Source organism: Ruegeria sp. SATB045, from assembly GCF_059613525.1.
Window position 1 is genome coordinate 320,211 of the sequence record NZ_JBXWSR010000028.1, and the last position, 25,567, is coordinate 345,777.

28 protein-coding genes are annotated in these 25,567 nt (G+C 59.1%); 11 read left to right on the forward strand and 17 right to left on the reverse strand.

Annotated elements, in window-relative coordinates; translation table 11 throughout:
- Window positions 1-184 precede the first annotated feature (184 nt).
- Window positions 185-661 carry a YHS domain-containing (seleno)protein gene (locus AC2FNR_RS16810; RefSeq protein ID WP_480866778.1) on the forward strand — a complete coding sequence of 159 codons (477 nt, stop codon included), beginning with the start codon at window positions 185-187 and terminating at the stop codon, window positions 659-661.
- A 256-nt stretch (window positions 662-917) separates the two neighbouring features.
- A complete protein-coding gene (locus AC2FNR_RS16815) occupies window positions 918-1,451 on the forward strand; it encodes an outer membrane protein (protein WP_480866777.1) in 534 nt (177 codons plus the stop codon).
- 48 nt (window positions 1,452-1,499) lie between these two features.
- Here the strand turns inward: AC2FNR_RS16815 and AC2FNR_RS16820 are convergent, their stop codons facing one another.
- The gene (locus tag AC2FNR_RS16820; protein WP_496850208.1) at window positions 1,500-2,483 is read right to left on the reverse strand and encodes a quinone oxidoreductase family protein; all 984 of its coding nucleotides are present in this window, start codon (window positions 2,481-2,483) and stop codon (window positions 1,500-1,502) included.
- Window positions 2,484-2,676: 193 nt separating this feature from the next.
- Between AC2FNR_RS16820 and AC2FNR_RS16825 the strand changes: the two genes are divergently transcribed.
- Window positions 2,677-3,534, forward strand: a complete 858-nt coding sequence (locus AC2FNR_RS16825) for a DUF2189 domain-containing protein (RefSeq protein ID WP_480866775.1) — start codon at window positions 2,677-2,679, stop codon at window positions 3,532-3,534.
- A gap of 15 nt (window positions 3,535-3,549) precedes the next feature.
- Here AC2FNR_RS16825 and AC2FNR_RS16830 read toward each other — a convergent pair whose 3' ends face one another.
- Together AC2FNR_RS16830 and AC2FNR_RS16835 are read right to left on the reverse strand one after the other, a co-directional pair.
- On the reverse strand, window positions 3,550-4,536 hold the full coding sequence (locus AC2FNR_RS16830) for an NAD(P)H-quinone oxidoreductase (protein WP_496850209.1): 987 nt from the start codon (window positions 4,534-4,536) through the stop codon (window positions 3,550-3,552).
- A gap of 55 nt (window positions 4,537-4,591) precedes the next feature.
- Window positions 4,592-5,284 (reverse strand): COQ9 family protein, encoded by a 693-nt coding sequence (locus AC2FNR_RS16835; protein WP_170751920.1) that lies wholly within the window; start codon window positions 5,282-5,284, stop codon window positions 4,592-4,594.
- Between the two features lie 111 nt (window positions 5,285-5,395).
- On the opposite strand from AC2FNR_RS16835, the gene rpsU reads away from it, so the two are divergent.
- Together rpsU and AC2FNR_RS16845 are read left to right on the forward strand one after the other, a co-directional pair.
- Window positions 5,396-5,602, forward strand: a complete 207-nt coding sequence (rpsU, locus tag AC2FNR_RS16840; RefSeq protein ID WP_005614280.1) for a 30S ribosomal protein S21 — start codon at window positions 5,396-5,398, stop codon at window positions 5,600-5,602.
- Window positions 5,603-5,894: 292 nt separating this feature from the next.
- Window positions 5,895-6,821: a CAP domain-containing protein gene (locus AC2FNR_RS16845; RefSeq protein ID WP_496850211.1), complete on the forward strand. Its 927-nt coding sequence runs from the start codon at window positions 5,895-5,897 to the stop codon at window positions 6,819-6,821.
- A 51-nt stretch (window positions 6,822-6,872) separates the two neighbouring features.
- Here the strand turns inward: AC2FNR_RS16845 and ppk2 are convergent, their stop codons facing one another.
- Entirely contained in the window at window positions 6,873-7,790 is a 918-nt protein-coding gene (gene ppk2, locus AC2FNR_RS16850) for a polyphosphate kinase 2 (RefSeq protein WP_170353600.1), read from the reverse strand.
- A gap of 219 nt (window positions 7,791-8,009) precedes the next feature.
- Between ppk2 and AC2FNR_RS16855 the strand changes: the two genes are divergently transcribed.
- Window positions 8,010-8,849: a CPBP family intramembrane glutamic endopeptidase gene (locus tag AC2FNR_RS16855; RefSeq protein ID WP_496850213.1), complete on the forward strand. Its 840-nt coding sequence runs from the start codon at window positions 8,010-8,012 to the stop codon at window positions 8,847-8,849.
- Here the strand turns inward: AC2FNR_RS16855 and AC2FNR_RS16860 are convergent, their stop codons facing one another.
- Window positions 8,850-9,308, reverse strand: a complete 459-nt coding sequence (locus tag AC2FNR_RS16860) for an Lrp/AsnC family transcriptional regulator (protein WP_170353602.1) — start codon at window positions 9,306-9,308, stop codon at window positions 8,850-8,852. It lies immediately after the preceding gene.
- Between the two features lie 136 nt (window positions 9,309-9,444).
- Here AC2FNR_RS16860 and ald point away from each other — a divergent pair, with 136 nt between their 5' ends.
- Window positions 9,445-10,563 (forward strand): alanine dehydrogenase, encoded by a 1,119-nt coding sequence (ald, locus tag AC2FNR_RS16865; protein WP_209195400.1) that lies wholly within the window; start codon window positions 9,445-9,447, stop codon window positions 10,561-10,563.
- 190 nt (window positions 10,564-10,753) lie between these two features.
- On the opposite strand, the gene AC2FNR_RS16870 is transcribed toward ald, so the two are convergent.
- Entirely contained in the window at window positions 10,754-11,515 is a 762-nt protein-coding gene (locus AC2FNR_RS16870; RefSeq protein WP_174821823.1) for a mechanosensitive ion channel family protein, read from the reverse strand.
- A gap of 262 nt (window positions 11,516-11,777) precedes the next feature.
- Between AC2FNR_RS16870 and AC2FNR_RS16875 the strand changes: the two genes are divergently transcribed.
- Complete coding sequence (locus AC2FNR_RS16875) at window positions 11,778-12,476, forward strand: glutathione S-transferase family protein (RefSeq protein ID WP_496850215.1); 699 nt, start codon at window positions 11,778-11,780, stop codon at window positions 12,474-12,476.
- Between the two features lie 40 nt (window positions 12,477-12,516).
- Here AC2FNR_RS16875 and AC2FNR_RS16880 read toward each other — a convergent pair whose 3' ends face one another.
- The 9 genes from AC2FNR_RS16880 to AC2FNR_RS16920 all read right to left on the reverse strand — a co-directional run bounded on the left by AC2FNR_RS16880 (window position 12,517) and on the right by AC2FNR_RS16920 (window position 21,599).
- Window positions 12,517-12,963: a YtoQ family protein gene (locus AC2FNR_RS16880; protein WP_496850217.1), complete on the reverse strand. Its 447-nt coding sequence runs from the start codon at window positions 12,961-12,963 to the stop codon at window positions 12,517-12,519.
- A 68-nt stretch (window positions 12,964-13,031) separates the two neighbouring features.
- Window positions 13,032-15,428, reverse strand: a complete 2,397-nt coding sequence (pheT, locus tag AC2FNR_RS16885; protein ID WP_496850219.1) for a phenylalanine--tRNA ligase subunit beta — start codon at window positions 15,426-15,428, stop codon at window positions 13,032-13,034.
- A gap of 78 nt (window positions 15,429-15,506) precedes the next feature.
- Complete coding sequence (locus tag AC2FNR_RS16890; protein ID WP_496850221.1) at window positions 15,507-16,310, reverse strand: CE1 family esterase; 804 nt, start codon at window positions 16,308-16,310, stop codon at window positions 15,507-15,509.
- Between the two features lie 280 nt (window positions 16,311-16,590).
- Window positions 16,591-16,929, reverse strand: coding sequence for a DUF2513 domain-containing protein (locus tag AC2FNR_RS16895; protein ID WP_496850223.1), 339 nt, complete (start codon window positions 16,927-16,929; stop codon window positions 16,591-16,593).
- Window positions 16,926-17,999, reverse strand: a complete 1,074-nt coding sequence (gene pheS / locus AC2FNR_RS16900; protein ID WP_496850225.1) for a phenylalanine--tRNA ligase subunit alpha — start codon at window positions 17,997-17,999, stop codon at window positions 16,926-16,928. The genes AC2FNR_RS16895 and pheS overlap by 4 nt, the downstream gene beginning before the upstream one ends.
- 70 nt (window positions 18,000-18,069) lie before the next feature.
- Complete coding sequence (locus AC2FNR_RS16905) at window positions 18,070-19,440, reverse strand: glutamate--cysteine ligase (RefSeq protein WP_496850226.1); 1,371 nt, start codon at window positions 19,438-19,440, stop codon at window positions 18,070-18,072.
- Window positions 19,441-19,504: 64 nt separating this feature from the next.
- On the reverse strand, window positions 19,505-20,032 hold the full coding sequence (locus AC2FNR_RS16910; RefSeq protein WP_496850228.1) for a hypothetical protein: 528 nt from the start codon (window positions 20,030-20,032) through the stop codon (window positions 19,505-19,507).
- A complete protein-coding gene (locus AC2FNR_RS16915; protein WP_480866753.1) occupies window positions 20,029-20,877 on the reverse strand; it encodes a GNAT family N-acetyltransferase in 849 nt (282 codons plus the stop codon). Before AC2FNR_RS16915 ends, AC2FNR_RS16910 begins: the two co-directional genes overlap by 4 nt.
- Window positions 20,874-21,599 (reverse strand): 16S rRNA (uracil(1498)-N(3))-methyltransferase, encoded by a 726-nt coding sequence (locus AC2FNR_RS16920; RefSeq protein WP_480866751.1) that lies wholly within the window; start codon window positions 21,597-21,599, stop codon window positions 20,874-20,876. Before AC2FNR_RS16920 ends, AC2FNR_RS16915 begins: the two co-directional genes overlap by 4 nt.
- Before the next feature lie 11 nt (window positions 21,600-21,610).
- Between AC2FNR_RS16920 and ubiA the strand changes: the two genes are divergently transcribed.
- From ubiA to AC2FNR_RS16935, 3 genes are all read left to right on the forward strand, one after another.
- Window positions 21,611-22,573: a 4-hydroxybenzoate octaprenyltransferase gene (gene ubiA, locus AC2FNR_RS16925; protein ID WP_480866749.1), complete on the forward strand. Its 963-nt coding sequence runs from the start codon at window positions 21,611-21,613 to the stop codon at window positions 22,571-22,573.
- Between the two features lie 65 nt (window positions 22,574-22,638).
- Window positions 22,639-24,549, forward strand: coding sequence for an OmpA family protein (locus AC2FNR_RS16930; protein ID WP_496850230.1), 1,911 nt, complete (start codon window positions 22,639-22,641; stop codon window positions 24,547-24,549).
- Between the two features lies 1 nt (window position 24,550).
- Window positions 24,551-24,871 carry a hypothetical protein gene (locus tag AC2FNR_RS16935; RefSeq protein WP_170353618.1) on the forward strand — a complete coding sequence of 107 codons (321 nt, stop codon included), beginning with the start codon at window positions 24,551-24,553 and terminating at the stop codon, window positions 24,869-24,871.
- Between the two features lies 1 nt (window position 24,872).
- Here AC2FNR_RS16935 and AC2FNR_RS16940 read toward each other — a convergent pair whose 3' ends face one another.
- The gene (locus tag AC2FNR_RS16940) at window positions 24,873-25,319 is read right to left on the reverse strand and encodes a molybdenum cofactor biosynthesis protein MoaE (RefSeq protein ID WP_480866745.1); all 447 of its coding nucleotides are present in this window, start codon (window positions 25,317-25,319) and stop codon (window positions 24,873-24,875) included.
- A gap of 1 nt (window position 25,320) precedes the next feature.
- The gene (moaD, locus tag AC2FNR_RS16945) at window positions 25,321-25,566 is read right to left on the reverse strand and encodes a molybdopterin converting factor subunit 1 (protein ID WP_170353620.1); all 246 of its coding nucleotides are present in this window, start codon (window positions 25,564-25,566) and stop codon (window positions 25,321-25,323) included.
- Between the last annotated feature and the right edge of the window lies 1 nt (window position 25,567).

The following is a 25,567-nucleotide window of genomic DNA, read 5'->3' on the forward strand; positions in this document are numbered from 1 at the left end:
CATAATTGCACAAAACCTATTCTATTACGCACAATCACAATTGATTGTTTTGAACGTGATCACAGCATTACCCACTTCGGTGTCGTGACGGCCAATTACCGACCGCACGGAACAAAATCGAAAGGGCCACTCAGGCACAATTCAGGGTGTCGTCCGGTGGCTCAATTCACGAAAGGTGAAAACCATGAACAAGATCAAATCCCTCATCGGCGGCGTTGCGCTGTCTGTTGCAGTTGCAAGCACGGCGATGGCCGCAGGCGTTGACCTGAACGCAAGCTCGACCGGTCTGGCGCTGCAGGGTTATGACCCAGTTGCCTATTTCACCGTTGGCGAAGCCACCAAGGGCGACTACCGCATCACCACGCTGCACAATGACGCTCTGTACCGCTTTGCAAACGAAGAAAACAAAGTCGCGTTTGAAGAAAACCCCGAAGCGTACCTGCCCGCATATGGCGGCTACTGCGCATTCGGCACCGCGATGGGTTTCAAGTTTGACGGCGACCCGAACTACTGGAAAATCGTTGACAACAAGCTGTACCTGAACCTGTCGGCCGACATTCAGGAACGCTGGGAAGGCGACATCCCGGGCTTTAACGAGCGTGCGGACGCCAACTGGAAAGACATTGCCGACAAAACTCCGGCAGAACTGCAGGCGCAATAATCCGCCTACGCACTCCAACACAACGGCGGCAGAGCATTCTGCCGCCGTTTTTCTTTTGTTTTCAATTCACTCACACACTTTCCCTAAGCCCCTCTGCTTCGGATTGTCCGGAATGCCCGTGCTGCAGATGTCCGCGTCGACCTCGCGCTTTAACCCGTGAATGATCCAGCCTCTCGCCCAAACGTATTCAAGTATGTGAGCGCACGATCATCCGTGGGTCGGCACAAAAAACCAATTTGAGGGAAAGGAACACAATATGAATAAACGTCTTTTAGCAGCAACAGGCATTGCATTTCTGGCCGCAGGATCCGCTGTTGCGCAGTCTTCTGGCAACTGGACGGGCTTCTACGGCGGTCTGCAGGTTGGTTATGCCGATATCGACACCAACGTCTCTGGCATCGACGGAGACGGCGCGATCGGCGGCATCATTCTGGGTTATGATTACGATCTGGGGGATTGGGTCGTAGGTGGCGGCTTCGACTATGACTGGACCGATGTTGATCTGGGTGGCGCGGCCACGGTCGAGGATGTCTGGCGCATCAAGGCCCGTGCGGGCTACAAGGTCACGTCAGTGGGTTTGCTTTATGGCATCGGCGGATATGCCGAGGCTGGTACCGACAATCTGAGCAGCGATAATGGTTGGTTTATCGGTGCTGGTTACGAACAAATCGTGGCACCCAACGTCAGCATTGGCGGTGAAATCCTGTATCACGAGTTCAACGATTTCAATTCATCCGGCGTTGATGTTGACGCCACGACCTTTCAGGCCCGTGCGGCCTATCGGTTTTGATTTAACGACTCCAAAAACGGTCCCGGCACAGGTCGGGACCTTGCCAGACTACAGCTCCAAGACCGTACTTCCTGTCGTCTGACGGGCTTCAAGCGCGCGGTGGGCGTCGGCGACCTGTTCAAGCGGAAAGCGCTGGTCGATGTGGATTTTCACCTCATTCCCCTGCACCTTGTTGAACAGGCGCCGCGCCATGGCCTGACAGACGGCGTGATCAGCGGTGTGAGTAAACAAAGTCGGTCGCGTGATCTTGAGCGAGCCTTTCTTGGCCAGAATGGCTATATCCATCAACGGTACCGGCCCCGAAGCATTGCCAAAGGAAATCATCATACCCAGTGGTTTCAGGCATTCCAAAGACCCGGCAAATGTCTGCGCACCAATCGAATCCATCACCGCATCGACGCCCTTGCCACCTGTGATCTCGGCGACCCGCTCGGCAAAATTCTCGGTCCGGTAATTGATGCAATGTGTCGCCCCGTTGAACTGAGCCAGACTGCATTTTTCATCCGTTCCAGCCGTACCGATCAGCTTGATCCCCTCGGATTTGGCCCATTGGCACGCAATCAGCCCGACACCACCGGCGGCGGCGTGGAACAGAACGGTGTCACCTCGTTTCAGCGGGGTCGTGCGGTGAAACAAATACTCGACAGTCATCCCCTTAAGCATCATGGCCGCAGCCGCATCAAACGAGATATCATCAGGCAAAGGGCAAACCTGTGCGGCCGGCATCACGCGCGCCTCGCAATAAGCACCAGAGGGGTTAGCCGCGTAGGCTGCGCGTTGGCCCGGTTGCAGATGGGTGACGCCTTCGCCCACCGCTTCGATCACCCCAGACGCCTCCATTCCCAATGCGTGCGGCAAGTCCATCGGATAGAGGCCCGTCCGCTGATAGACATCAATGAAGTTCAACCCACAGGCTTGATGACGAATGCGAACTTCGCCCGGTCCAGGATCGCCTATCGGGCGGTCTTCGATCTTCAGAACCTCGGGGCCGCCGTGTTCGTGAATGACGACGGTACCTGCCGTTTGCTGCATACTCACCTCCTGTAACCTGGGGCCAAGCTAACACGCCTGCGATCCAGAGCAATCGGCACAAGCAGGTCCAAGGCGACCCAAACGCAAAAAATTATGCTATACTGGTGTTTGAGCGTTGCCGGCTGGTCCGGCCAAAGGCAACTCGTACCGGATCATCTCTGCGGCGCTGATAGGCAAACGCGAGGGGATGACGATGGTCAGGACGATAGGAAATCCGATCAGCTGGGCGGCCCAAACGCTGGGAGCCACCAGTGATCATGTTGCAGAGAGCGTCACCGGAATTGGTGGCGCTGGGACACCCAAAATGCCCAAGGTTCAGACGCTGAGTTTTAGTGACCTCTGGGCGTGTCTGCGAGCCGGCTCGGAAGACTTTATGGAAACCCGCGCAGATGCGGTCTTCGTGGTATTGATCTACCCTCTGGCGGGCTTGCTGATGTTCGGGTTCGGCCTGAACCGAAATATGATACCTTTACTGGCCCCCCTGATCGCAGGTTTCGCATTGATCGGGCCTGTGGCGGCCGTGGGTCTTTATGAAATCAGCCGAAAACGCGAGCAAGGGGCCGAAGCCCATTGGCTGGATGCACTTGGTGTATTCCGGTCACCCTCGTTCGGGGCCATTTTGACACTGGGCTTCTATCTGGTGGCGCTTTTGCTGATCTGGTTGATGGTCGCGCAGAGCATTTATGTTCAGACATTGGGTCCTGATCTGCCGACCTCGTTCAGCACCTTCTTAACCCAGGTTTTCACAACAAAGGCAGGCTGGGTCATGATCCTGTCTGGCATCTTGGTCGGGTTCTTCTTCGCCCTTGTCGCATTGGCCACAAGCGTGATCAGCTTCCCCCTGCTTCTTGACCGCAAAGTCGGGGTGCCGCTCGCCGTAGTGACATCGGTTCGCGTTCTGCGGCACAACCCATCGGTCATCCTGACCTGGGGTCTGGTTGTGTCCAGTGCGTTGATACTGGGCGCGATCCCGATGTTACTGGGGTTGATTGTTGTCATTCCGGTTCTGGGCCACGCCACATGGCACCTGTATCGCTGCGCCGTGACCTGAACCGGAAGACGGTGCCTAGCCGCCGATCTTAAGAACGATCTTGCCGATATGACCCGAGCTTTCCATCCGCGCGTGGGCCGCTGAGGCCTCGGCCATGTCAAACTCGCTGTCCATCACCGGGGCAATCTTGCCCGAATCCAGTAGCGGCCAAACCGCCTCGCGCAGGTCTTGGGCGATTTTGGCCTTGGCCAGATCGGATTGCGGACGCAAGGTGCTACCGGTCAGGGTCAAGCGTTTCACCATCATCATGGCAAAGTTCAGCTCGACCTTGGGGCCCTGCAGGAAGGCGATTTGAACCAGCCGCCCATCCTCGGCCAGAGCTTTGACGTTGCGCGGGATATAGTCACCGCCCACCATATCGAGGATCAGGTTCGCCCCGCCCTCGGCCCGCATGGTGGATACGAAATCCTCATCCCGGTAATTAATCGCCTTCTCGGCCCCCAGTTTCTCGCAAGCGGCGCATTTCTCGGCCGATCCGGCAGTGGCAAAGACCCGTGCGCCGAACGCATTTGCAAGCTGGATCGCCGTTGTTCCGATCCCGCTGGAGCCGCCGTGAACCAAAAATCGCTCGCCCGCTTTCAGACCGCCGCGTGTGAAGACATTGGACCAGACGGTAAAGAAGGTCTCGGGCAGACACGCGGCCTCTTTCAGGCCCATCCCCTCTGGCACCGGCAAGCAATGGGCAGCGGGCGTGGCAACGTATTCGGCATAGCCGCCGCCGGGCAACAAGGCGCAAACCTGGTCACCAACTGAAAGCCCTTGAACGCCGGAACCTAGGGCCACGACCTCACCCGATGCCTCAAGCCCCGGCAGATCGCTGGCACCCGGAGGAGGATCATACGCACCCGCCCGCTGCAGCGCATCCGGACGGTTTACCCCGGCATAGGCCACCTTTAGCACCACCTGACCCGCAGCAGGTTCAGGCACGGATCGGTCCGTTATCTGCAGAACCTCGGGCCCGCCGGGTTTGGTGATTTCTACAGCGCGCATTGTCTGGGTCATGGGCAATTCTCCTTTGCCCAATGCCTAACAGGCGAAAACGGAAAGGCCCAGACGCTTACTTGCGCGGGTTCAGCATTCCCGGCAGATCAGCCCGCATCTTCATCGGAGCTTTAACCTGACCTGCCAACCAATTCGGCACCGCAAGAAAGGGCTTGAACAGTGGGTTGCCATTGACCTGCGCCTTGAGCTTTTCGAACTGCATGACGTTGTCGATGCGGCGGTCCAGAAACTCCCACGTTCTCTGTTGGTCAGGCGAATCATCCCCCAGCCAGAACAGCACGGTCGAGGAATAGACCCCCGACAACGTCGCCCGCTTGGTGTACCAGTTCACATCGTCCGATGTATCGCCAAGCGTGTCCCAGATCAGATCGCAGGTCTGCCACATCGCCTTGGCCCCATCAGCCGCGTGCATCGGCAAAGAAAACAACGTCATCCCACGACGCACAAGTTCCTTGTCCTCTACCGCCTGAAGACGGAACCGGACAGCAGCAGCGATCCGGTCACGGAATTTCAGATCGCTCAGATCTTCGGTTTTCAGACGCTCTGCCATCGCCGCGTCCCCGCGGGCATGAAAAGCCAGGGCCATATCAACCGCACCACGAGGACAGATCGACCGTGCCAACGTTTCATCAATACCGCAGTCACTGATGGCCATGCGAAAGCTGGTTTCCGACCAGCCATCAAACGGCACATGGGCCAGCATAGCGTCCAAAAGCTGGGTTTTGGCGTCTTCGTAGGATATGGTCATGGCGGTTCTCCGGGTTCTGGCACCAGTACTAGACAAGTTAGAGCGGCTTTGCTATACGGCCACCTCCTGCAATTTCCTTGCAACTCTATCTAGAAAGGTGGTGACAACCACATGCAGGTTAGTGTTCGCGACAATAACGTCGATCAGGCGCTTCGTGCCCTGAAGAAAAAGCTGCAGCGCGAAGGCGTGTTCCGTGAAATGAAGCTCAAGCAACATTTCGAGAAACCGTCCGAGAAAAAAGCGCGCGAGAAAGCTGAAGCGATCCGCCGTGCCCGTAAACTGGCACGTAAGAAAGCACAGCGCGAAGGTTTGCTCTAAGCACCTGATGCTCGTCCAGCTTTGGATGACACTATTTGACGACCCCCGAGGCCCCGCCCGGGGGTTTGTCGTTTTTTAAGAGGGATTTCGCCAGTCCCGCCTCTTAGCGATCGCAACAACTCGCCGAGACATTGATCTGCCATTTTCTCGGCGTTATCCAGCGCGGCGAATCTCTGTTTCGGTGCGCCCTCCCGCCGAAATGCGCCGATCTTTCCGACCTCACTGTTCATGTCTTTTGCCGGCTCTCTAAGTGGGTCCGTCCATTCGGACAAAACAACTTAAGGAGGCAAAAATGTCTGCAGCAAGTCAAGTAGAACGGGAAATGCTGGCGTTGATCAACCAAGAGCGTACGTCCCGTGGCTTGGACCCATTACAGCTTGAAACGCAGCTCAACGATTCGTCGGAAGATCACAGCAGCTGGATGCTCGATACGGACACGTTCAGCCACACCGGGTCAGGCGGATCAAGCGCCACCCAGCGGATGCAGGCGGCCGGGTTCGATCTTGAAGGCAGTTGGCGAACTGGCGAGAATATAGCCTGGCAATCGGAACGCGGCGCGCCAGGGATCAGCGACGACGTGGCGCAACTGCACCAGGGCCTGATGAACAGCCCCGGTCATCGCGCGAATATTCTGAACCCCGATTTCAAATACATCGGCATCGGTATCGAGACCGGCGATATGCAGGGATCTGACGCCGTGATCGTCACGCAGAACTTTGCCACAACTGATGCGGCAGTCATGCTGGACAGCGGCGGCACAGCCATGGCGCCTACCCCACCTGCAGAGCCAGTCCCCGCACAACCCGATACTGATGTGACCGAGACCGAAGACCCGGTCTCCGAACAGCCGGACACTGACGTCACAGAAACTGACAATCCTCCTCCGGAGCAGCCGGGTACTGACGTCACCGACAAAGACGATCCGGCCCCTGAACAGCCGGACACCGAAGACGCTGATGCAGATTGCTTCGATTTTGCGGCTTTTCTTGCTGAACTAGACGCATTCATTCAGCAGCTAAAAGAAGATTTCGATCAATTGGCGTGGAATGATGACGACATGACCCCGCCTGAGACCCAGGGCGACATGGATTTCGTCATAGCAGATGATTCAGTCCCGGTTGCGGACGAACCAATCTGTCCCGAGATGACGTCTGGCGGAGCAGAAGACTTCTTTTCGCTCACCTTCTTCAACGTCGATTGCATGATGGACGCGGCCTGACGCGCCAACCTGATGCGAAGCAGATCGCTGCTTCGCATCCTTTCGAACCGATCAGTATATTTTTGGCACGTGCAATTCGTCTGGCAGAACACGGCGTTCGTATTCCGGGTTGTACTTGCGATCCGGCAGGTTGACCTTTTCCTGCGGTACATCCGTGTAGGGGATCTTGGTCAACAGGTGTTCGATACAGTTCAGACGCTCGCGCTTTTTGTCATTGCCTTCGACGATATACCATGGCGCTTCCGGAATGTTGGTGCGGAACAACATGTCTTCTTTGGCTTTAGTGTAGGCCTCCCACCGGATACGAGATTCCAGATCCATCGGCGACAGCTTCCACTGCTTCATCGGATCGTGGATGCGCATGAGGAACCGCAACTGCTGCTCTTCATCGGTGATCGAGAACCAGTATTTCAGCAAAATGATGCCCGAACGTACCAGCATCCGTTCAAATTCGGGAACGTCCTGAAAGAACTGTTCAACCTGATCTTCGGTCGCAAAGCCCATGACCCGTTCGACACCCGCGCGATTGTACCATGACCGGTCGAACAGCACGATTTCGCCCGCTGCAGGCAGGTGCGGAACGTATCGCTGGAAATACCACTGGCTTTGTTCCCGACGGCTTGGCGCGGGCAGAGCAACGACGCGCGCAACCCGCGGGTTCAGGCGCTGCGTGATCCGCTTGATCACGCCCCCCTTACCCGCGCTGTCGCGGCCCTCGAACAGGATACAAACCTTGGCACCCGTGTGCTGCACCCAATCCTGCACTTTGATCAACTCGGCCTGAAGACGCAGCAGGTTCCGGAAATAGACCTTGCGGTCCAGCATCTCGGGGTGCTGATCCTTGTAGATCTTGCGGATTTCCATCGACAACATGGGCTCGCTGAACTCGATCTCGAAATCTTCGTCCAGCGTGTCTTCCAGCTCGGCCTCAAGCCAGTCTTTCGAGGCGTCGTTATATTCGTCAGCCAAGGTCTGCTCCTTACAAATTCCCGGGTTCGGACCGTATCGGGCGCATGTAACCGCCTGATGTCATCGGATGAATTGATGAAGGTCTTTTCCTAAGCGTAACAGCTTACGGCGACAAGATCACTGTGACGCAAATCCGCAGCCCGTTCACTGTTGAACTGTCTTGCCAGAACGCGCCCAACCACGGCATCAAGGCGCAAACCGAACTGCAAAGGCGCGACTTTGACCCATTTTTTCGCATTGCTGCCCACGATCTGGCCGTGGCTTTTGCTGATCACCGCCATGGTCAGCACCGTATCAGGCAAACAGGTTTTGGGTATGGGATTATTGGCGGTTTTCGGAGCGGTCTCGCTGACATTGGTGCTGGTTACGCCGATCGCCGCAGGGGTGGTCATTGTCGGTTTTGCAGGCGCGTTGATACTGCGCAACCTGTCCGGGATGTGGGCCGCGCTTGGCCATGTTACACTCGTCATATGGTGCATCGCGCTCGGGGCGCATCTGGTCCCGGGATTTCACAACCCTCTGGTCCTTGATCAGGTTCAATCTGGCCCTTTAAGTCGCGATTTCACGATGTACTTGAACCTGGACAAGCCCATGGTGCTGTTCACCGTGGCTTTGGCGTGGCCCAGCATGATTGGTGGGGCTGTGGCACTGCGCAAATTCCCGTTGGCAGTTGGTTTCGCCTTGCTGCCTGCGCTGTTGGCAGTGGGTTCTGCCGTCAATGCCATCCGCCCCGAGATCAGCCTGCCCCATTGGTGGGTGATCTTCGTGCTGTCCAATCTCTTCCTGACCTGCCTGACGGAAGAGGTGTTTTTTCGCGGTTATTTGCAATCGTTGATATCTTCCCGTTTTGGCGCGGGTCTGGGGATAGCTGCTGCAAGCCTTCTGTTTGGTTTGGTTCACGTCGGCGGAGGACCGGCATTGGCAGGTTTCGCAACCATTCTGGGCGCGGCTTGCGGGCTGGGTTATTATGCAACCGGGCGTCTGTGGGTTCCTGTCCTCATGCATTTCGGCTTCAACGCCGCGCATCTGGTGCTGTTCACCTATCCCGGACCGGCCTGATCAAACCGGTAAGGCCGTGGTTTTGAACACGGTTCGGAGCGCAAACGAACTTTGCATCTGCGCCACTCCGGGTAGTCGCGACAAGTATTGCCGATGGATGCGGGCAAAGTCCTCGGTGTTTTCGGCGACGACTTTTAGGATGTAGTCCGCCGTTCCCGCCATAAGGTGACACTCCAAAACATCCGGAATTCGGGCAACGGCCTTTTCGAAGGCATCCAGAACCTCTTCGGCCTGTCCTTGCAATGTGATCTCGACAAAGACGGTCGTCGGCACGTTCATCTTGCGTGCATCCAACAGAGCAACGTAGTTGCGAATAAAGCCCTCGGATTCCAGCCGTTGCACCCGTCTGTGGCAGGCCGAAGGCGACAAATTGGCCTGTTCGGACAGTTCTGCATTCGACATCCGACCGTTACGCTGCAATGCCGCCAGAATCTTTCGATCCGTCGTATCAATGGCCATCTGCGCAATCCTTTTGCAAGTTATGGCCAAAATACCGAAAATTTTTCGGAATTAAAGCGTTCACACGGGCAGAGTTTCACAGAAATTGCGCGCAAAGTTGCCCATTATTTAAGCAGTTTACAAACGGAGAGACCAAATGAAGATCGGTTGCCCCAAAGAAATCAAACCGCAGGAGTTCCGCGTCGGAATGACCCCGAACGCTGCGCAAGAAGCGGTCGCGCGCGGCCACGAGGTGATCATTGAAACCGGAGCCGGTCAGGGCTCGGGTTTTGACAATGCCGACTACGTCGCAGCCGGAGCGCGCATTGTCGACACCGCAGCCGAAGTTTTCGCCACTGCCGACATGATCGTCAAAGTCAAAGAACCGCAGGCAGGCGAACGCAAGATGCTGCGCGAGGGACAGCTGCTGTTTACCTATCTGCACCTTGCCCCGGACCCAGACCAGACCCATGACCTGCTTGCTTCGGGTTGTACGGCTATCGCGTACGAGACTGTAACGGACGCCAATGGGGGGCTGCCTTTGCTTGCACCCATGTCCGAGGTTGCAGGTCGCCTCGCCCCGCAGGTCGGGTCGTGGACCCTGCAGAAGGCCAATGGCGGGCGCGGTGTTCTGATGGGCGGCGTTCCCGGAGTTGGTCCGGCGAAAGTTGTTGTCATTGGCGGTGGTGTCGTGGGAACACATGCAGCCAAGATCGCCGCGGGGATGGGGGCAGACGTGACGGTTCTTGACCGGTCGCTGCCGCGCCTGCGCTATCTGGATGACGTGTTTGGCGGGACGTTCAAGAACCAATACTCGACAGCCGGCGCAACGGCCGAGCTGATCCAATCCGCCGACATGGTGATCGGCGCGGTGCTGATCCCCGGTGCGGCTGCGCCAAAGCTGGTGACCCGCGCGCAACTTTCTACCATGAAACCCGGAGCAGTCCTTGTCGACGTTGCGATCGATCAGGGTGGGTGTTTTGAGACGTCGAAAGCGACGACCCATGCCGAACCGATCTATGATGTTGATGGCATCATGCACTATTGCGTCGCCAACATGCCCGGAGCTGTCGCCCGCACATCGACCATCGCGCTTGGCAACGCCACCATGCCCTTCATGCTGGCGTTGGCCGACAAAGGCTGGAAACAGGCCTGTCAGGACGACCCTCATCTGATGGCCGGACTGAACGTACATGCGGGTAAGCTGACCTACTACGCCGTCGGCAAAGCTCTTGGGATCGACGTGGTGTCCCCCAACGTCGTCATCAAGGCCTAAGATACTCCCGCCCCTGAAAGCGCACTCTGACGAGTGCGTTTACAGCGTTGGGCGCAGCGCCGCGCTGATCGCGCGGCGCGGTCGAACCTCTGACCAACGTTGCAACAAACGAAAAGGCGCCGCGCGATCAGCGCGGCGCTGGGCCCAACCGGAAAAAGGCATTTCAATGCCCGTATGACGGGCGGGAGCGTTACGCCTGTTTTTGGATCTCGACCGAATGCGGATAGGGAATCGAGACACCCTTGGCATCGAACGCTTCTTTAACGGCTTTCGTGATTTCAAACCTCACGTCCCAATAATCTGCAGTGGCGCACCACAGCCGCGCCGTCAGATCAACCGAGCTGTCGCCCAGATTGGTCACGCGCACCCAAGGCTCGGGATCGTTGTGAATACGCTCATCGGCCTTGGCCACATCCAGAATGATCTGCATCGCCTGATCTGCGCTGTCGCCGTAATCAATCCCGAAAACCAGGTCCACGCGTCGCGTGTCATGTGCCGAGTAGTTGGTGATAACCGTTCCCCATGCCTGACCGTTTGGCACGATGATCTGCACATTATCCGGCGTTACCAATTCGGTCGTGAACAGGTTCAGGTCTTGCACTGTCCCTGCAGTACCGCCGATATCCACATACTGACCCAGCTTGTAAGGCCGGAACACCACCAGCATCACGCCCGCCGCCAGATCGCTGAGCGTCCCTTGCAGCGCCAGACCGATGGCCAGTGATGCCGCACCCAAAATGGCAACAATACTTGTGGCCTCAATCCCGAAAATCCCTAGAACGGCAACCAGAACCATCGCCAGGATAGCCCATTTCACTAGGCTGGCCATAAAGTTGCCTAGGGTCGGGTCAATCTGCGGGGTGGCGTTGATGCGCCGGCGCACCATACCGCCTATCGCACCGGCCACGATCCAGCCCAAAATCAGAACAATCAGTGCCTTGACTGCATTCATGATAAGCGGAGCAAACGCCCCTACCTGAGTTACGACCTCGTCCACGCGCTTCTCCTTCTGCTAGCTATGCAAAACCCGCGACACGCGCGCGGGATGCACAAGATTGTGAGCGAGAATACCGCTCTGGTCTAGGTGCGGAATGAACCGGTTTTCCCCTCTGTTGTGAAATGCACAAGAACTGACCGGGAATGCACAGGTGCTCTACTGGTAACACATTTGGCCAGTGCTTACTTCAATTCGGAACCGCATTCAGGAGCGCACCATGCTTGACACCTCAACTCATCCAATTACCTGCCGCTGGCCTGCCCAGACACCCGACAGGTTGCAGCTTTATTCCTATCCAACGCCAAACGGTGTCAAAGTTTCGATCATGCTGGAAGAGATCGGCCTTCCCTATGAAGCGCATCTGGTCACGCTGGCGGATTCAGATGTCAAAATCCCCGAGTTCCTGTCGCTGAATCCAAACAACAAAATTCCTGCGATTATTGACCCCAACGGCCCGGATGGCGAGGCTGTATCCCTGTTCGAGAGCGGCGCAATCCTGCTATATCTGGCAGAGAAAAGCGATCAGTTGATGGGCGCGACCGCAGCGGACAAAGCCCGCGTGACGCAATGGCTGATGTTCCAGATGGGTGGTCTTGGCCCGATGTTCGGTCAGCTTGGCTATTTCCACAAATTCGCCGGTAGCGAGATCGAAGACCCTCGCCCCCGCGAACGCTACATCAACGAAGCCAAGCGCTTGCTTAATGTGCTAAACACACAGCTTGAAGGGCAGGAATGGATTGCGGGCAGCTATTCAATTGCCGATATCGCCATTGTACCGTGGCTGCGAGGCTTGGACTATTACGGTGTGAAAGAGCTGCTTGGATGGTCTGATTTCGCCAACCTTCAGCCATATGTGGACCGCTTTCTGGACCGCCCAGCGGTCCAGCGCGGATTGGTTATCCCTGCGACTAGCTAAGGCAGATCGGGGGCGAGGCATTGCCCCGCCCCATCGACCGCTATCCGGGCAGTTGCCCGGTCAGAACATAGCGCAGAACCTCGACTACCTGCGCCGGGTGCTCGGCCACGGCCAGAGCTGCGGCGTCGACCTCTTTCAGCGCGTGCTGATGGTCGGGGCCGTGCAGCACGATCAGGGATTTGCCCAGAGCGGCAGCGTACCCTGCGTCGAAGGCCGCATTCCACTGCTTGTATTTCTCGCCAAAGCGGACCACGACCAAATCCGCATCCGTGATCCCCTTACGGGTGCGGATCGCGTTGACCATCGCGCCCTTGTGATCGTGCCAGTATTTGTTCGGCTCAGCCCCCAGAATGGCCACGCCGCAATCGTCACTGGCCGCGTGGTCGGTCACCGGGCTGTTAAAGGTGATTTCCAGCCCCTGCGCGCCTTCGATGATCTGGTCGCGCCAATCGGTGTGAATCTCGCCCGAGAGGTAAACGTTCAGCATGTCTTGTTCCTCCTGAAATGAAAAAGGGGCGCGTCCGGCCCCTTTGTCTTGTTAGCTTGTCGCGCCAATCAGCCGCGCAGAACGCCGCCCGTGGCCTTGGACACTTTGGCGATGATCTTCTGACCAACCGCCTCGATATCCTCTTCCTTGAGGGTCTTGTCCGTCGGTTGCAGACGCACGGTGATGGCCAGCGATTTCTTGCCCTCACCCAGGCTGCCACCGATGAATTCATCGAACACGCGTACATCGTCGATCAGCGCCTTATCCGCGCCTGCTGCTGCGTTCACCAAGGTCAGAGCTTCGACATCCGCATCAACCACAAAGGCAAAGTCACGTTCCACCGCCTGCAGATCGCGCAGTTCAAGCGCCGCGCGGGTGGCCCCGGATTTGCGCCGCAGAGGCACTTCGTCCGGCCAGATGGTAAAGGCCATCGCCGGACCCTTGATATCCAGCGCTTGCAGGATGCGCGGGTGCAGTTCACCAAACACGCCCAGCACCTTTTTCGGACCCAGACAGATTTTGCCATGACGGCCCGGATGCCACCACGCATCACCATCGCGCAGGACCTGCACCTTCGCGGGCGCTCCGATCGCGGCCAGTACGGCCTCGGCATCGGCTTTGACGTCAAACACATCCACCGCGCGCGCGGCCCCATGCACATCCTTGGGACCATCGCGGCCCACCAGTAGACCAGTGATCTGGGTTTTCTGGTTGCCGGGCTCACCGCCGTGGAAAACAGGGCCAACCTCGAACAGGGCAACATCGGCAAAGCCGCGCGCCTGATTGCGGGCGGCCGCCTGCAGCAGGCCGGGCAGCAGATCGGGGCGCATATGGCTCATTTCCGAGGAAATTGGGTTTTCCAACTGCGTCGCGGCATCGCCGCCCCCGAACAGGGCCGCCGAGGCCTTATCAATGAAGGTATAGGACACACATTCATTGTAGCCCAGCGCCGCACAAGTTCGGCGGGCCATCGACTGACGGCGCTGCGTCGGTGTCATCACCGCCTTGGGGATGCCATCGGTCACTCGCGGCAGCGGTTTGCCCTGCAGCTTGGTCAGCGAGGCAATCCGCGCGACCTCTTCCACCAGATCGGCCTCGCCCATGACATCGGGGCGCCAGCTGGGCACATGGGCCATCTCGCCTTCGAGGCGGAAACCCAGACGGGTCAGGGTCTGGCGCTGTTCGCTTTCGGGTATGTCCATCCCGACCAGCGACTGCACCCGCGCCGCATCCAGCTTGTAGGCGCGCGCGTGGTTCGGGGCCTTACCGGCCTCGACAACCGAGGATACCTCGCCGCCGCAGATATCCAGAATCATCTGCGTCGCCTGCTCAAGCCCTTCGCGGGTGAATTGCGGGTCAACGCCGCGTTCAAAGCGGTAACGCGCGTCCGAGTTAATCTTCAGAGCGCGGCCCGTCAGGGCGATCTGCACGTGATCCCAGAAGGCGCTTTCAAGGAAGACATTGACCGTCTCATCAGTGCAGCCGGTTTCCTCGCCGCCCATGATACCCGCGATAGATTCCGCGCCCTTGTCGTCTGAGATCACCATCATACCGCGCTGCAGGGTGTATTCCTTCTCATCCAGCGCCACCAGCGTTTCACCACCCTTGGCGCGGTGAACCCGCAGGTTGCCCTGCACCTTATCCGCATCAAACACGTGCAGCGGGCGGTTCTGGTCAAAGGTCATGTAGTTGGTGATATCCACCAACGCCGAAATGGGACGCAGACCGATGGCCTTCAACTGATCCTGCAGCCATTGCGGGCTGGGGCCGTTCTTGACGCCCCGGATTACACGACCGGTGAAATGCGGCGCGCCGTCCAGGGTGTCGTCGTCAATCGTCACCTTGATCGGGCATTCGAAATCCCCCGGCACTGGCGCGTGGATATGCTCTTTCAGCGTACCCACACCGCGCGCTGCCAGATCACGTGCGATGCCAGCCACACCCAACGCATCGGGGCGGTTCGGCGTGATCGCAATCTCGATCACCGGATCGACCTTGGACGGGTCATTCTCGGCCAACCAGTCGACGAAGCGATCACCGACCTCGCCCGAGGGCAGTTCGATAATGCCATCATGCTCGTCCGACAGCTCCAGCTCACGCTCGGAGGCCATCATGCCAAAGCTTTCGACGCCCCGGATCTTGCCGACGCTGATGGTGATATCCAGTCCGGGGATATACATGCCCGGCTTGCAGACCACGACAGTGATGCCTTCACGCGCGTTCGGCGCGCCGCAAATGATCTGCAGATCGCCCTCGTCGGTTTCCACTGTGCAGACCCGCAGTTTGTCGGCGTCGGGATGCTTTTCCGCGTGTTTCACATGGCCCAGCGTAAAGCCTGCCAGCCGGTCCGCCGGGTTCACGATCTCTTCGACCTCTAGCCCGAGGTCGGTCAGCGCCTCGGCGATCTCATCAACCGACGCGTCCGTGTCGAGGTGGTCTTTCAGCCAGGACAAAGTGAATTTCATTGCTCGGGGCCTTTTTTGGCAAACATCCAGTCGGCACAGGCAATGACAAAGAATGCGCCAAGGTGCAAGCGCTGCGCGTCACGGATAAGTGGGGGTGCGGCCCAAAAGCTCGTCCAATTGCCGCCCGATCCAGCCATGGGGGATAAAATGCCCGCCCGGATGGGTGTCCAGCGTCACTTGCCCATGCGCGCAATCGGTCCATTCCACGCGGCTGAGGGTCAGGATCGGCACCACACTCCAATCGCCGCGCGGGGTGGCATCGTGGCAATCGTAAGCCGCTCGCCACAGCGCCACCGGGTAGGTGGTGTCACCGTTGGTGCCATAGGGGAAGTCCATCACCGTATCGCTGAGGCCATGCACATGGCGCGCCTCACGCGGGGCTTCGGGGCACTCTTCAGTCTGGCGGATGCTACCCGCAACGGCCAGCAAGGCGGCAATGTCATTGCCCGACTGGCACACATAGCGCCACGCCATCGCGCCACCAAAGGAATACCCCGAGACGTAGATACGTTTAGGATCAACCGGATAGCGCTTGGCCACATCCTCAAGCACCGCATCGGCAAAGGGAACGTCACGCGTGTCTGATGTCCAGAAGTCCCAGCTTTTGCCTAACCCGTTCGGAGCCACCAGCAACACGCCGCGCAGTTTTGTGGCCCCAGCGATGCGCTGATGGTTCACCACCACTGTGCCCTGCCGCGCCCAGCCGTGGAAGTGCAACAGAACGGGCAGAGGGGTCTCCCCGTCCCATTTCTCGGGCTCTAACACATGGTACGAGCGATCACCCAGATCACAGGCGGTGTCGCCATGGCAATCGGATTTCCAAGGCTCCATGGCGAGTGTCGGGGTTGCGGTTAGCAGCAGGAAAAGCAGTCTGTAAATCATAGGCCGGAGCCTAGCCGCCTGACGCGGACTGTCACGTCACAACCGTGTGGGAAACTGTAACACGCGCAGATTCCGGCCTTCCGGACAGAGCGCAAGCCGCGCTATCGCCAGACCGCGGGATGGCGATCTTTGGGCTGTGCTTAACACTTTATGCCTGCCATGTCCGTGTACTGTTCGAGCGGTGCGCGGACGGAGACAAATCGCCAGCCCGCGGTCTGGCGATAGCGCGGCGGCCTTTGGCCTTTGCTCCGCGCTTTACGTTTCTAGTTCTAGCAGTATTCTACAGTTTGATGCCCAGCTTTTCCGCTGCTTCTTGCTTAACATAGGCAAGCGCCAAATCTTTCATCATCCCCAGCGTCATGCCACCTACTTTCGAGGCTCCGGACTTTGTCTTTTTCCAGACAGTGTCGCTTCTGATTGCCTCGATGTAATCGTGTCCCAATGAGGTTAGCCGAAACCCATAGTCACTGACGTCGACGATTAGACCGTCATCTTTCATCAATTGGAGATGATAGTAGTCGCCTTCTGCACCTTCTTCGAAGTCATACCCAATCTGCCAGTCATCAGACGCTTCTGCTTCGAATAACAGTTTGCGAACGATGTCGGGGTCCCGTTTCACCGAGACAAACCACCATGCAGGTTCGGCATATCCAGCGCCGCGAACCCATAGTGGCGCAGCCAGCGCAGATCAGAATCAAAGAACGCCCGCAGATCCGGAATACCGTATTTCAGCATCGCCAGGCGGTCGATGCCGATCCCGAACGCAAAACCTTGATAGACCTCGGGATCAATTCCACCGGCGGCGATCACCTTCGGGTGGACCATGCCCGAGCCCAGAATCTCCATCCAGTCGTCGCCCTCGCCGATCTTCAGCTGGCCGTTGTCCCACGAACAGCGGATATCGACCTCGGCCGACGGTTCGGTGAAGGGGAAGTGCGAGGCGCGGAAGCGCAGCTCGACGTCGTCGACCTCGAAGAAGGCTTTCACGAACTCTTCCAGAACCCATTTCAGGTTCGCCATCGAGATGTCCTTGTCGATGGCCAGCCCTTCGACCTGATGGAACATCGGCGTGTGGGTCTGGTCATAGTCGGCGCGATACACACCGCCCGGACAGATCACGCGGATCGGCGCGCCCTGTTTCTCCATCGAGCGGATCTGTACCGGAGACGTATGGGTACGCAGCACATGCGGCGGACGGTCGTCACCTTCGGCGCGGTGCATGTAGAACGTGTCCATCTCGGCCCGCGCGGGGTGGTGGCCGGGGATGTTCAGGGCGTCGAAATTATACCAGTCGTCCTCGATCCGGGGCCCTTCAGCCACCGAGAAGCCCAGTTCGGCGAAGATCGCGGTCAGTTCCTCGGTCGCCTGGCTGATCGGGTGGATCGAGCCCTGACGGCGCGAACGGGTCGGCAAGGTAACGTCCAGCCATTCGGTGCGCAGACGTTCATCCAGCGCGGCATCGGCCAGCGCGGATTTTTTGGCGGCCAGCGCCGAGTTGATTTCATCCTTCAGAGCGTTCAGCGCGGGGCCTGCAACCTGGCGTTCCTCGGGCGTCATTTTGCCCAGCTCGCGCATCTTCAGCGCGACCTCGCCTTTTTTGCCCACGGCGGCGACGCGGATCGCCTCAAGCGCGTTCTCGTCGCCCGCTTCGGCGATTTGGCCCAGATATTTTGCCTTAAGATCGTCCATGACGCCCTCTGAATTTGGTCGCCAACCTGCTATCGGCCCCGCCCCGCGAATGCAAGCGGGACGGTGCTGATCAATAGCTGTATTCGGGATAAATCCGGGTCAGATCGCCATTCCAGTCGCCATTGTAGTGATCCAGCAACTCATCGGCGGGGACTTTCCCTGTGTCGATGCTTTCTTTTAGCGCGTTCAGGAAATGCGTCTCGTCCGGCACCAGACCGCCCGCACCGGGGAATGCGCGGGATTTCAGACCAGCCTCAGAGATCGCCACGACTTCGCGCGCCAAATCGTGCATGTTGATGCCGCCAACCTGCGCCTGAAGACCCTGAAAGGCAGCCTGAACGCGCAGTTCTTCGCGGGTGTCCGCGTCCCAGCCTTTGACCAGATCCCACGCCGCATCGAGCGCGCCCTGATCATAGGTAAGGCCCACCCAAAAGGCAGGCAGCGCGCACAGGCGGCGCCACGGGCCGCCATCGGCGCCGCGCATCTCCATATATTTCTTGATGCGGGCCTCGGGGAAAGCGGTGGTCAGGTGGTCGGCCCAATCAGACAGCGTCGGGGTTTCACCGGGCAGCGCGGGCAGTTTGCCCTGCAGGAAGTCGCGGAAGGACATGCCCAGCGCGTTGATATACTGCCCGTCGCGATAGACGAAATACATCGGCACATCGAGCGCGTATTGGACATAGCGTTCGAACCCAAAGCCCTCTTCGAACACAAACGGCAACATGCCCGTCCGCGCATCATCCAGATGCCGCCAGATATGGCTGCGCCAGCTTTTCTGGCCGTTGGGCTTGCCTTCGAAGAACGGCGAATTGGCAAACAGCGCCGTCGCCACCGGCTGCAGGGCCAGCGCGACACGTAGTTTCTGGACCATGTCGGCCTCGGACCCAAAGTCGATATTGACCTGAACAGTACAGGTACGCCGCATCATGGCGCGGCCCATGGTGCCGACCTTTTCCATGTAGTCGTTCATCAGCCGATAGCGGCCCTTGGGCATCAACGGCATCTCGTCATGGGTCCAGATCGGAGCCGCACCCAGACCGATGAAGCCCACGCCGATCTCATCGGCGATATCCTTCACCTCGCGCAGGTGGGTGTTCACCTCATCGCAGGTCTCGTGGATCGTCTCCAGCGGAGCACCCGATAGTTCCAGGGCACCGCCGGGTTCCAGGCTGACATTCGCGCCGTCCTTTTCCAGACCGATCAGGTTGTCGCCCTCGCGCACTTCGGCCCAGCAATGGCGGTCGCGCAGACCCTCAAGCACCGCAACAATGGAACGCGTGCCCTCGAACGGCAGCGGTTTCAGCGTGTCCTTGCAATAGCCGAACTTTTCATGCTCGGTCCCGATGCGCCAATCGGCTTTGGGCTTGCAGCCCGATTCCAGATATTCCGCTAGCTGTTCGTGGCGTTCGATCGGCCCGCCGCCGGACTGGGGGATGGACATGAACCGCTCTCCGATCCTGATGTGTCTGTCTTTGGGTCAGTCGTGGGGGGAAATGCCGCCAGTGTCAATGCAGCCGCAGATGCGCCGGGCGCATCGGGCGCTTCTCCCAGATCACCACGGGATGCACCGCGCCGCCATTCAATTCGGCCAGCATTTGCTCGGTTTTCAGCCCCGGCAGGTTCGAGAACACATCAAACAGCGCCTCTGCACCTTCGGCATTCACGGGAATGTGAAGCGTTGGCTGACCCGGCTGAGACAGCACCCAATGCGCCGGGTTCGAGGTCGGGTCCAGCGCCAGCCGTTCGATCTCGCGTGCGGCGACCATGCCGCCGTCCAGCGGACCGAGATAGGTAATCTGCCCTTCGTCGATGGTGACAACTCCGGGACCACCCGCGCCAGTGCGAAACCGCGCGCGTTGTACACCGATCACAGTCAAAGCCACAGAGACAACGACCAATACCCAGCCCATCCAGCCCAGCAATCCGCCGGGGCCGCTGATCCAGCTAAGGCCAACTAGCAGGACGGCCACGGCAACCAACACTTCGCGCCAGCGCCACAGGGCCAGTTTGGCTTCGGGTCGGATAAAGCTCATGCCGGGTCCTTTGGGTTTTTGAACAGGATCAGTGAAAACTGCCCTGCCGGTTTGAATCCAATAGCCATATAGGCACGCGCTGCGGAATCAGAAGCCGCAAACAGAACGGCACGGGACACACCACTGGCGTTTGCCTCAAGCAGATGCAACCCAACCGCCAAGCGGGCATACCCCCGCCCACGCAGTTCGGGCGGGGTATAGACCCCTCCGATCTGGACAACGTCAGGCAAGCGTGCGTTGAACCCGGTCATGGCCACGGGCTGCCCGTCGATCAGCAATATTCGATGTGAGTTACGCTGGGTATAAGCGACAAAGTCCTTACGCGCCTGTTTGCGTGCGCGGGCGGGATCGAAATCCATCGCCTCGATCAAATAGTCGGTCCGCCAGCCTTCGGCAATGTCCCCGTAAAACCCGCTTAAGGGTTCCAGCATAGCGCCCGTCGTGTCCGGCACGACAAGCTGTGTCAGGTCCAGCGTAAAGCCCGGTTCATCACTGTTGAGCGTCGCGGGTCTGCCGGCCCATCCCGCCATCTGCATGATACGCCGCGCCTGAGCCGCCTCGGCGGCGATGCCGAACAAGGGGCGCCCCCGGATCAGGTCAATCGCGGCCATAAGCTCGTCATCAGAACAGTCCGGGCACTGGGTCAGGACCATGCCCTCATTCGTGATCGCGAAGACCGCGCGCGGGCCGTCACCCAAAGTCCAGACGTTCAAAGCACGAGGGTCCGTGCCCCTCAAACCAAAATCCCGCAGATTGGCCAGAGGAAACATCGAGGTCTGAATGTGGTCGGACAAAAACCGGGTGATGCGCGGCACGTCCTCTTGTTGGGCCTGTTGCCAGCTCATGACCAATCCCCCAGTGCCAGCTGCCACATGGTCAGTGCCGCCACCGCTGCTGTATCCGCGCGCAGAATACGTGGCCCAAGGCTGACCACGTGTGCGTAGGGAAGACCAGACAAGCGGGCCCGTTCGCGATCCGAAAACCCACCCTCGGGCCCGATGAGAATGGCCCAGGGCTGGCCCGTTTCATTGGCTGCCAATCGCAGGGCCGACCCAACTTCTGCCTCGTCGCAGAACATCAGTTGTCGGTCTTCTGGCCACGCATCCAGCACGCGATCAAGCCGCTGCAGATCGGAAACCTCGGGCACGTAAGTTCCGCCGCATTGCTCAGCCGCCTCAACGGCATGCGCCTGAAGGCGGTCTTGGCGGATACGCTCGGAATTGGTGAATTCAGTCTGCACGGGCAGGATACGCGTAGCCCCCATCTCGGCTGCTTTTTCGACAATGAAATCGGTGCGCGCCTTTTTGATCGGCGCAAACAGGAACCACAGATCGGGCGGCATTTGCAGTGGTTTGGTCTGGCGGGCGCAGGACAGCACGCCGCCACGCTTGCCCGCCTCGGCCACGTCGGCAAGCCACTCGCCATCCTGGCCGTTAAACAGAGCCACCTGCCCGCCCACGGCCAGCCGCATGACGCCAAACAGGTAGTGGGCCTGATCACGCGTCAAAGGAACCGATTGCCCCGGACCCAAAGGGTGCTCTACATACAGTCTGATCTTTGCACTCATGAGACCTTAATATGCAAGGCAATGCCCCAACACCAGACGGTCAGGTCGCTGATGCCGTAAGCGGCAACTGGGTCGACACCCATGCGCCCGCCTTCACCCGCCCCTATCTGCGCCTAAGCCGCGCAGACCGGCCCATCGGTACATGGCTGTTGCTGATTCCCTGCTGGTGGGGTCTTGCGCTGGCCATCCTCAGCGATGGCACCCCGCGATGGGAAGACCTTTGGATCGCCGTTGGCTGCGCAATCGGCGCTTTTCTGATGCGCGGCGCGGGCTGCACGTGGAACGACATCACTGATCGCGAGTTCGATGCTAAGGTCGAGCGTACTCGGTCGCGTCCGATCCCATCAGGTCAGGTCACGGTACGACAAGCGGTTGTCTGGATGGGGCTGCAATGCCTGTTGGCGTTGGGTATTCTGCTGACCTTCAATCAAGCTGCGATCGCGATGGGCGTCCTCTCGCTGTTGCCTGTGACAATATATCCGTTCGCAAAACGCTTTACATGGTGGCCCCAGGTGTTTTTGGGACTGGCGTTCAACTGGGGCATTCTGCTGGCCTGGGCAGCGCATACCGGAACGGTCGGGGTGCCCGCGATCACGCTCTATCTGGCCGGAATCGCCTGGACGCTGTTCTACGACACGATCTATGCCCATCAGGACGCCGAAGATGACGAGTTGATCGGCATCAAATCCACTGCACGCCTGTTTGGTTCGGATACAGCCAGATGGCTGAAATACTTCCTCGTTGCGACCGTGTCGTTGATGGGGCTGGCGATCATCGACGCGGCAACGACTCAGGCCTCGATCATGGCGCTTTTTGTTGCGCTGGCCGGGCCTTGGGCGATGGGGTGGCACATGGCGTGGCAATTGCGCGGACTGGACACCGAGGACAACGCCAAACTGCTGCAGTTGTTCCGCGCAAATCGCGACACCGGCCTTATTCCGCTGATCTTCCTTTGCGTGGCCTTGCTGGTCTGATTGCACCTCGGGCCGGGCCTCTGTAAGAGTCCGGCTCAATCATCCGAGGAGTCTTCTGTCTGCACATGCGCCTGCCTTATCTCCTAGCTGTTGCCTTTATCTTCCTGGTTTCTGCCGGGCTGTCTCTGCTGGCCGCCAGTTACTCGGTCACCAAGGTCGAAGAGGCATCGGAATTCGCGGTGCGCCGCGCGCTTGATCTGAAAGGCCATGACTGGGCCGAGGTCGAATCTGACGGCTTGCGCGTCATACTGACTGGCACCGCTGCTGACGAAGCCGCGCGTTTCAGCGCCCTGACCGCTGCCGGCACCGAAGTCGACACCTCGCGCGTTATTGACGAGATGGAAGTCGCTCCAACAACCCAACTGGCACCACCCAAGTTTTCAGCCGAAATTCTGCGCAATGACAGCGGTATTTCGGTGATAGGTCTGGTCCCGCTCAGCCAGGACCGCGAGGCATTGATGGAGCGTTTGCATCGGCTGGACGGGGACAATGTATCGGACCTTCTTGAGACCGCCGACTATCCCAAGCCCAAAGGCTGGGATGAGGCACTAACCTACGCGATCGAAGCCCTTGTTCGGCTTCCACGCGCCAAGATTTCGGCCAGTCCGGGGTTGGTGAGGATTACCGCTATCGCCGACAGCCAGCAGGAAAAGGAACGGCTTGAACAGGATTTGACGCGTGCTGCGCCACCCAGCCTTAGGATCGGATTGTCGATCACGGCCCCGCGGCCGGTGATCACGCCGTTTACGCTGCGCTACATTGTCGATGCCGAAGGCGGTCATTTCGACGCGTGTTCGGCGCCTGATCAGGATTCCCGAAACGCCATCATTGCCACCGCCGAAGCGGCAGGGCTGACCGGACCCTACACCTGTACGATCGGGTTGGGCGTTCCATCACCCCGCTGGTCCGAGGCCGCAACGCTCAGCATCAAGGCGTTGGCTCAGATCGGTTTGGGATCTGTGACCATGTCTGACGCCGACATCACGCTGGTCGCCGAGATGGGTACGAACGCCGCCACGTTCGACCACGTGGTCGGCGAGCTTGAGAATGCGTTGCCCGAGGTCTTCGCCCTTCACGCCGTCCTGCCCGAGCCTGAAACCGACGAACCCACAGGCCCGTCCGAGTTTTCCGCCACGCGCAGCCCCGAAGGGCTGGTCCAAATGCGCGGACGCTTGGGTGATGAAACCCATAGGGACATGGTCGACAGCTATGCCCGCTCGGCGTTTGGCTCGGAACAGGTTTATACCGCAACTCGCGTTGTGCCTGACCTGCCCACCGACTGGGCCGTGCGCGTCCTGGCCGGGCTTGAGGCGCTGTCATTACTGCACAATGGTGCTTTGACTGTGACGCCGGACGATGTCATGCTGATCGGCGTCAGCCATGAACCCGACACCAAAGCGCGCATCGCTGGCCTTTTGTCCGACAAGCTAGGCGAAGCGCAGGAATACACACTTTCGATCACCTACCAGAAACCTCCGGAACCCGAAGACGCACTGCCAGACCCCGAGCAATGCGAAGACCGCATTGCCGAAGTTCAGACGTCCAGCAAGATCGCCTTCGAGCCTGGCTCGGCCACGGTGGCGGCGGATTCGCGTGATACTGTGAACCAGATCGCCGACATTCTGCGCGAATGCGGCCCAATCCGGATGGAGATCCAGGGCCACACCGACAGTCAGGGCCGGGAAGAGATGAATCAGCAACTCAGCCAGGCTCGGGCACAGTCCATCCTAAACGAGCTGCGCGGACGGCGCGTTCCCACCGCAAGCTACACTGCAGTGGGATACGGCGAAACGCAACCTATCGCCGACAATGGCTCCGAGGAAGGTCGCGAGGAAAACCGTCGGATTGAATTTCGCCTGATCCGCCCTGAACCCGTCGCCAATTCCGAGACGGGTCTGGAAGCGCTGGAACAGGACACACAGCCGTCAGAAGACGCACAAACAGACGCCGAAGAAACCGGCGCAGGGGACCAGTAAGTTGAACAGACTAGAATTCATCATCGCCACCGCCGTCATTTTGTTTGCAGCGTTTTGTATGGGGTGGTTCGCCAACTGGCTGGCCCATCGCCTGTCCCGCGTGCGCCAAAGCGACGTAGCCGATCTGGACCGCATGAGCCAGGAGTTGCATGAGGCCGAGGAAACCCGCGATCAGGCCATCACCTATCTGCAGCAGCGCGAGGCCGAACTTACCAACCAGCTGACGCAAACCGAGGCCGAGCTGTCCGCCGCAATGGATGGGTTGCGCGCCGCACGGCAAGAGGCCGAAGAGCTGCGCGGGCGCATCAACAACGCGGATTAAGTCACCAGCGCGTGAGCGCGTCCTCGTCCTCGTCCTTGGCGGCGACCCAGTCGGCGCCTGCTTTGGTGATCTCTTTCTTCCAGAATGGCGCGCGGGATTTCAGGTAATCCATCAGGTATTCTGCCGCCTCGAACGCATCTTTGCGGTGGCGCGAGGCTGTGGCCACCATCATAATCCGATCCCCCGGAGCCAGCCGCCCGTGGCGGTGAATCACCAGCACATCGCCCAGCGACCATCGCGACTGTGCTTCTTCGGCGATCTTGGTCAGGGCGCGCTCGGTCATGCCGGGATAGTGCTCGATCTCCATCACGTCCAGATCGCTTGTGGCCAAATCGCGCACAACACCAGTGAAGGTTACGATGGCCCCATTTGCGGCCTCATCCCCGGCAGCAAAGGCGTTGGCCTCGGCGCCCATGTCGAAAGGGGCTTCTTGTACGACGATCCGCATCTTAGCCACCTGTCATGGGCGGAAAGAACGCAACTTCGCGCACGCCCGACAGGGGGGCGTCAAAGTCCGACAGTTCCTGATCCAGCGCCACGCGCAGCGCCGACAGGTCGGCAAAAGCGGCGGCATAACGATCTTCGCGCGCGGTCAGTTCCGCGACCAGCTCGGATACGGTTGCGGCTTGTGTTTCGACCTTTTCCTTGGGCAGACCGATGCGTTCACGCACCCATGCGAAATACAGCACATCCATC

Excerpts from the sequence above, each read along its gene's own strand:
- AC2FNR_RS16815 (WP_480866777.1), top strand. The coding sequence starts at position 918 with ATGAATAAACGTCTTTTAGCAGCAACAGGCATTGCATTTCTGGCCGCA.
- pheS (WP_496850225.1), bottom strand. The coding sequence starts at position 17,999 with ATGGACGATCTTAAGGCAAAATATCTGGGCCAAATCGCCGAAGCGGGC.
- AC2FNR_RS16910 (WP_496850228.1), bottom strand. The coding sequence starts at position 20,032 with ATGAGCTTTATCCGACCCGAAGCCAAACTGGCCCTGTGGCGCTGGCGC.
- AC2FNR_RS16890 (WP_496850221.1), bottom strand. The coding sequence starts at position 16,310 with ATGATTTACAGACTGCTTTTCCTGCTGCTAACCGCAACCCCGACACTC.
- AC2FNR_RS16915 (WP_480866753.1), bottom strand. The coding sequence starts at position 20,877 with ATGAGCTGGCAACAGGCCCAACAAGAGGACGTGCCGCGCATCACCCGG.
- AC2FNR_RS16845 (WP_496850211.1), top strand. The coding sequence starts at position 5,895 with ATGTCTGCAGCAAGTCAAGTAGAACGGGAAATGCTGGCGTTGATCAAC.
- AC2FNR_RS16870 (WP_174821823.1), bottom strand. The coding sequence starts at position 11,515 with ATGAATGCAGTCAAGGCACTGATTGTTCTGATTTTGGGCTGGATCGTG.
- AC2FNR_RS16930 (WP_496850230.1), top strand. The coding sequence starts at position 22,639 with ATGCGCCTGCCTTATCTCCTAGCTGTTGCCTTTATCTTCCTGGTTTCT.
- AC2FNR_RS16835 (WP_170751920.1), bottom strand. The coding sequence starts at position 5,284 with ATGACCATATCCTACGAAGACGCCAAAACCCAGCTTTTGGACGCTATG.
- rpsU (WP_005614280.1), top strand. The coding sequence starts at position 5,396 with ATGCAGGTTAGTGTTCGCGACAATAACGTCGATCAGGCGCTTCGTGCC.
- AC2FNR_RS16825 (WP_480866775.1), top strand. The coding sequence starts at position 2,677 with ATGGTCAGGACGATAGGAAATCCGATCAGCTGGGCGGCCCAAACGCTG.
- AC2FNR_RS16920 (WP_480866751.1), bottom strand. The coding sequence starts at position 21,599 with ATGAGTGCAAAGATCAGACTGTATGTAGAGCACCCTTTGGGTCCGGGG.
- AC2FNR_RS16860 (WP_170353602.1), bottom strand. The coding sequence starts at position 9,308 with ATGGCCATTGATACGACGGATCGAAAGATTCTGGCGGCATTGCAGCGT.
- pheT (WP_496850219.1), bottom strand. The coding sequence starts at position 15,428 with ATGAAATTCACTTTGTCCTGGCTGAAAGACCACCTCGACACGGACGCG.
- ubiA (WP_480866749.1), top strand. The coding sequence starts at position 21,611 with ATGCAAGGCAATGCCCCAACACCAGACGGTCAGGTCGCTGATGCCGTA.
- moaD (WP_170353620.1), bottom strand. The coding sequence starts at position 25,566 with ATGGATGTGCTGTATTTCGCATGGGTGCGTGAACGCATCGGTCTGCCC.
- AC2FNR_RS16830 (WP_496850209.1), bottom strand. The coding sequence starts at position 4,536 with ATGACCCAGACAATGCGCGCTGTAGAAATCACCAAACCCGGCGGGCCC.
- AC2FNR_RS16880 (WP_496850217.1), bottom strand. The coding sequence starts at position 12,963 with ATGCTGAACGTTTACCTCTCGGGCGAGATTCACACCGATTGGCGCGAC.
- AC2FNR_RS16905 (WP_496850226.1), bottom strand. The coding sequence starts at position 19,440 with ATGTCCATCCCCCAGTCCGGCGGCGGGCCGATCGAACGCCACGAACAG.
- AC2FNR_RS16820 (WP_496850208.1), bottom strand. The coding sequence starts at position 2,483 with ATGCAGCAAACGGCAGGTACCGTCGTCATTCACGAACACGGCGGCCCC.
- ald (WP_209195400.1), top strand. The coding sequence starts at position 9,445 with ATGAAGATCGGTTGCCCCAAAGAAATCAAACCGCAGGAGTTCCGCGTC.
- AC2FNR_RS16810 (WP_480866778.1), top strand. The coding sequence starts at position 185 with ATGAACAAGATCAAATCCCTCATCGGCGGCGTTGCGCTGTCTGTTGCA.
- AC2FNR_RS16875 (WP_496850215.1), top strand. The coding sequence starts at position 11,778 with ATGCTTGACACCTCAACTCATCCAATTACCTGCCGCTGGCCTGCCCAG.
- AC2FNR_RS16940 (WP_480866745.1), bottom strand. The coding sequence starts at position 25,319 with ATGCGGATCGTCGTACAAGAAGCCCCTTTCGACATGGGCGCCGAGGCC.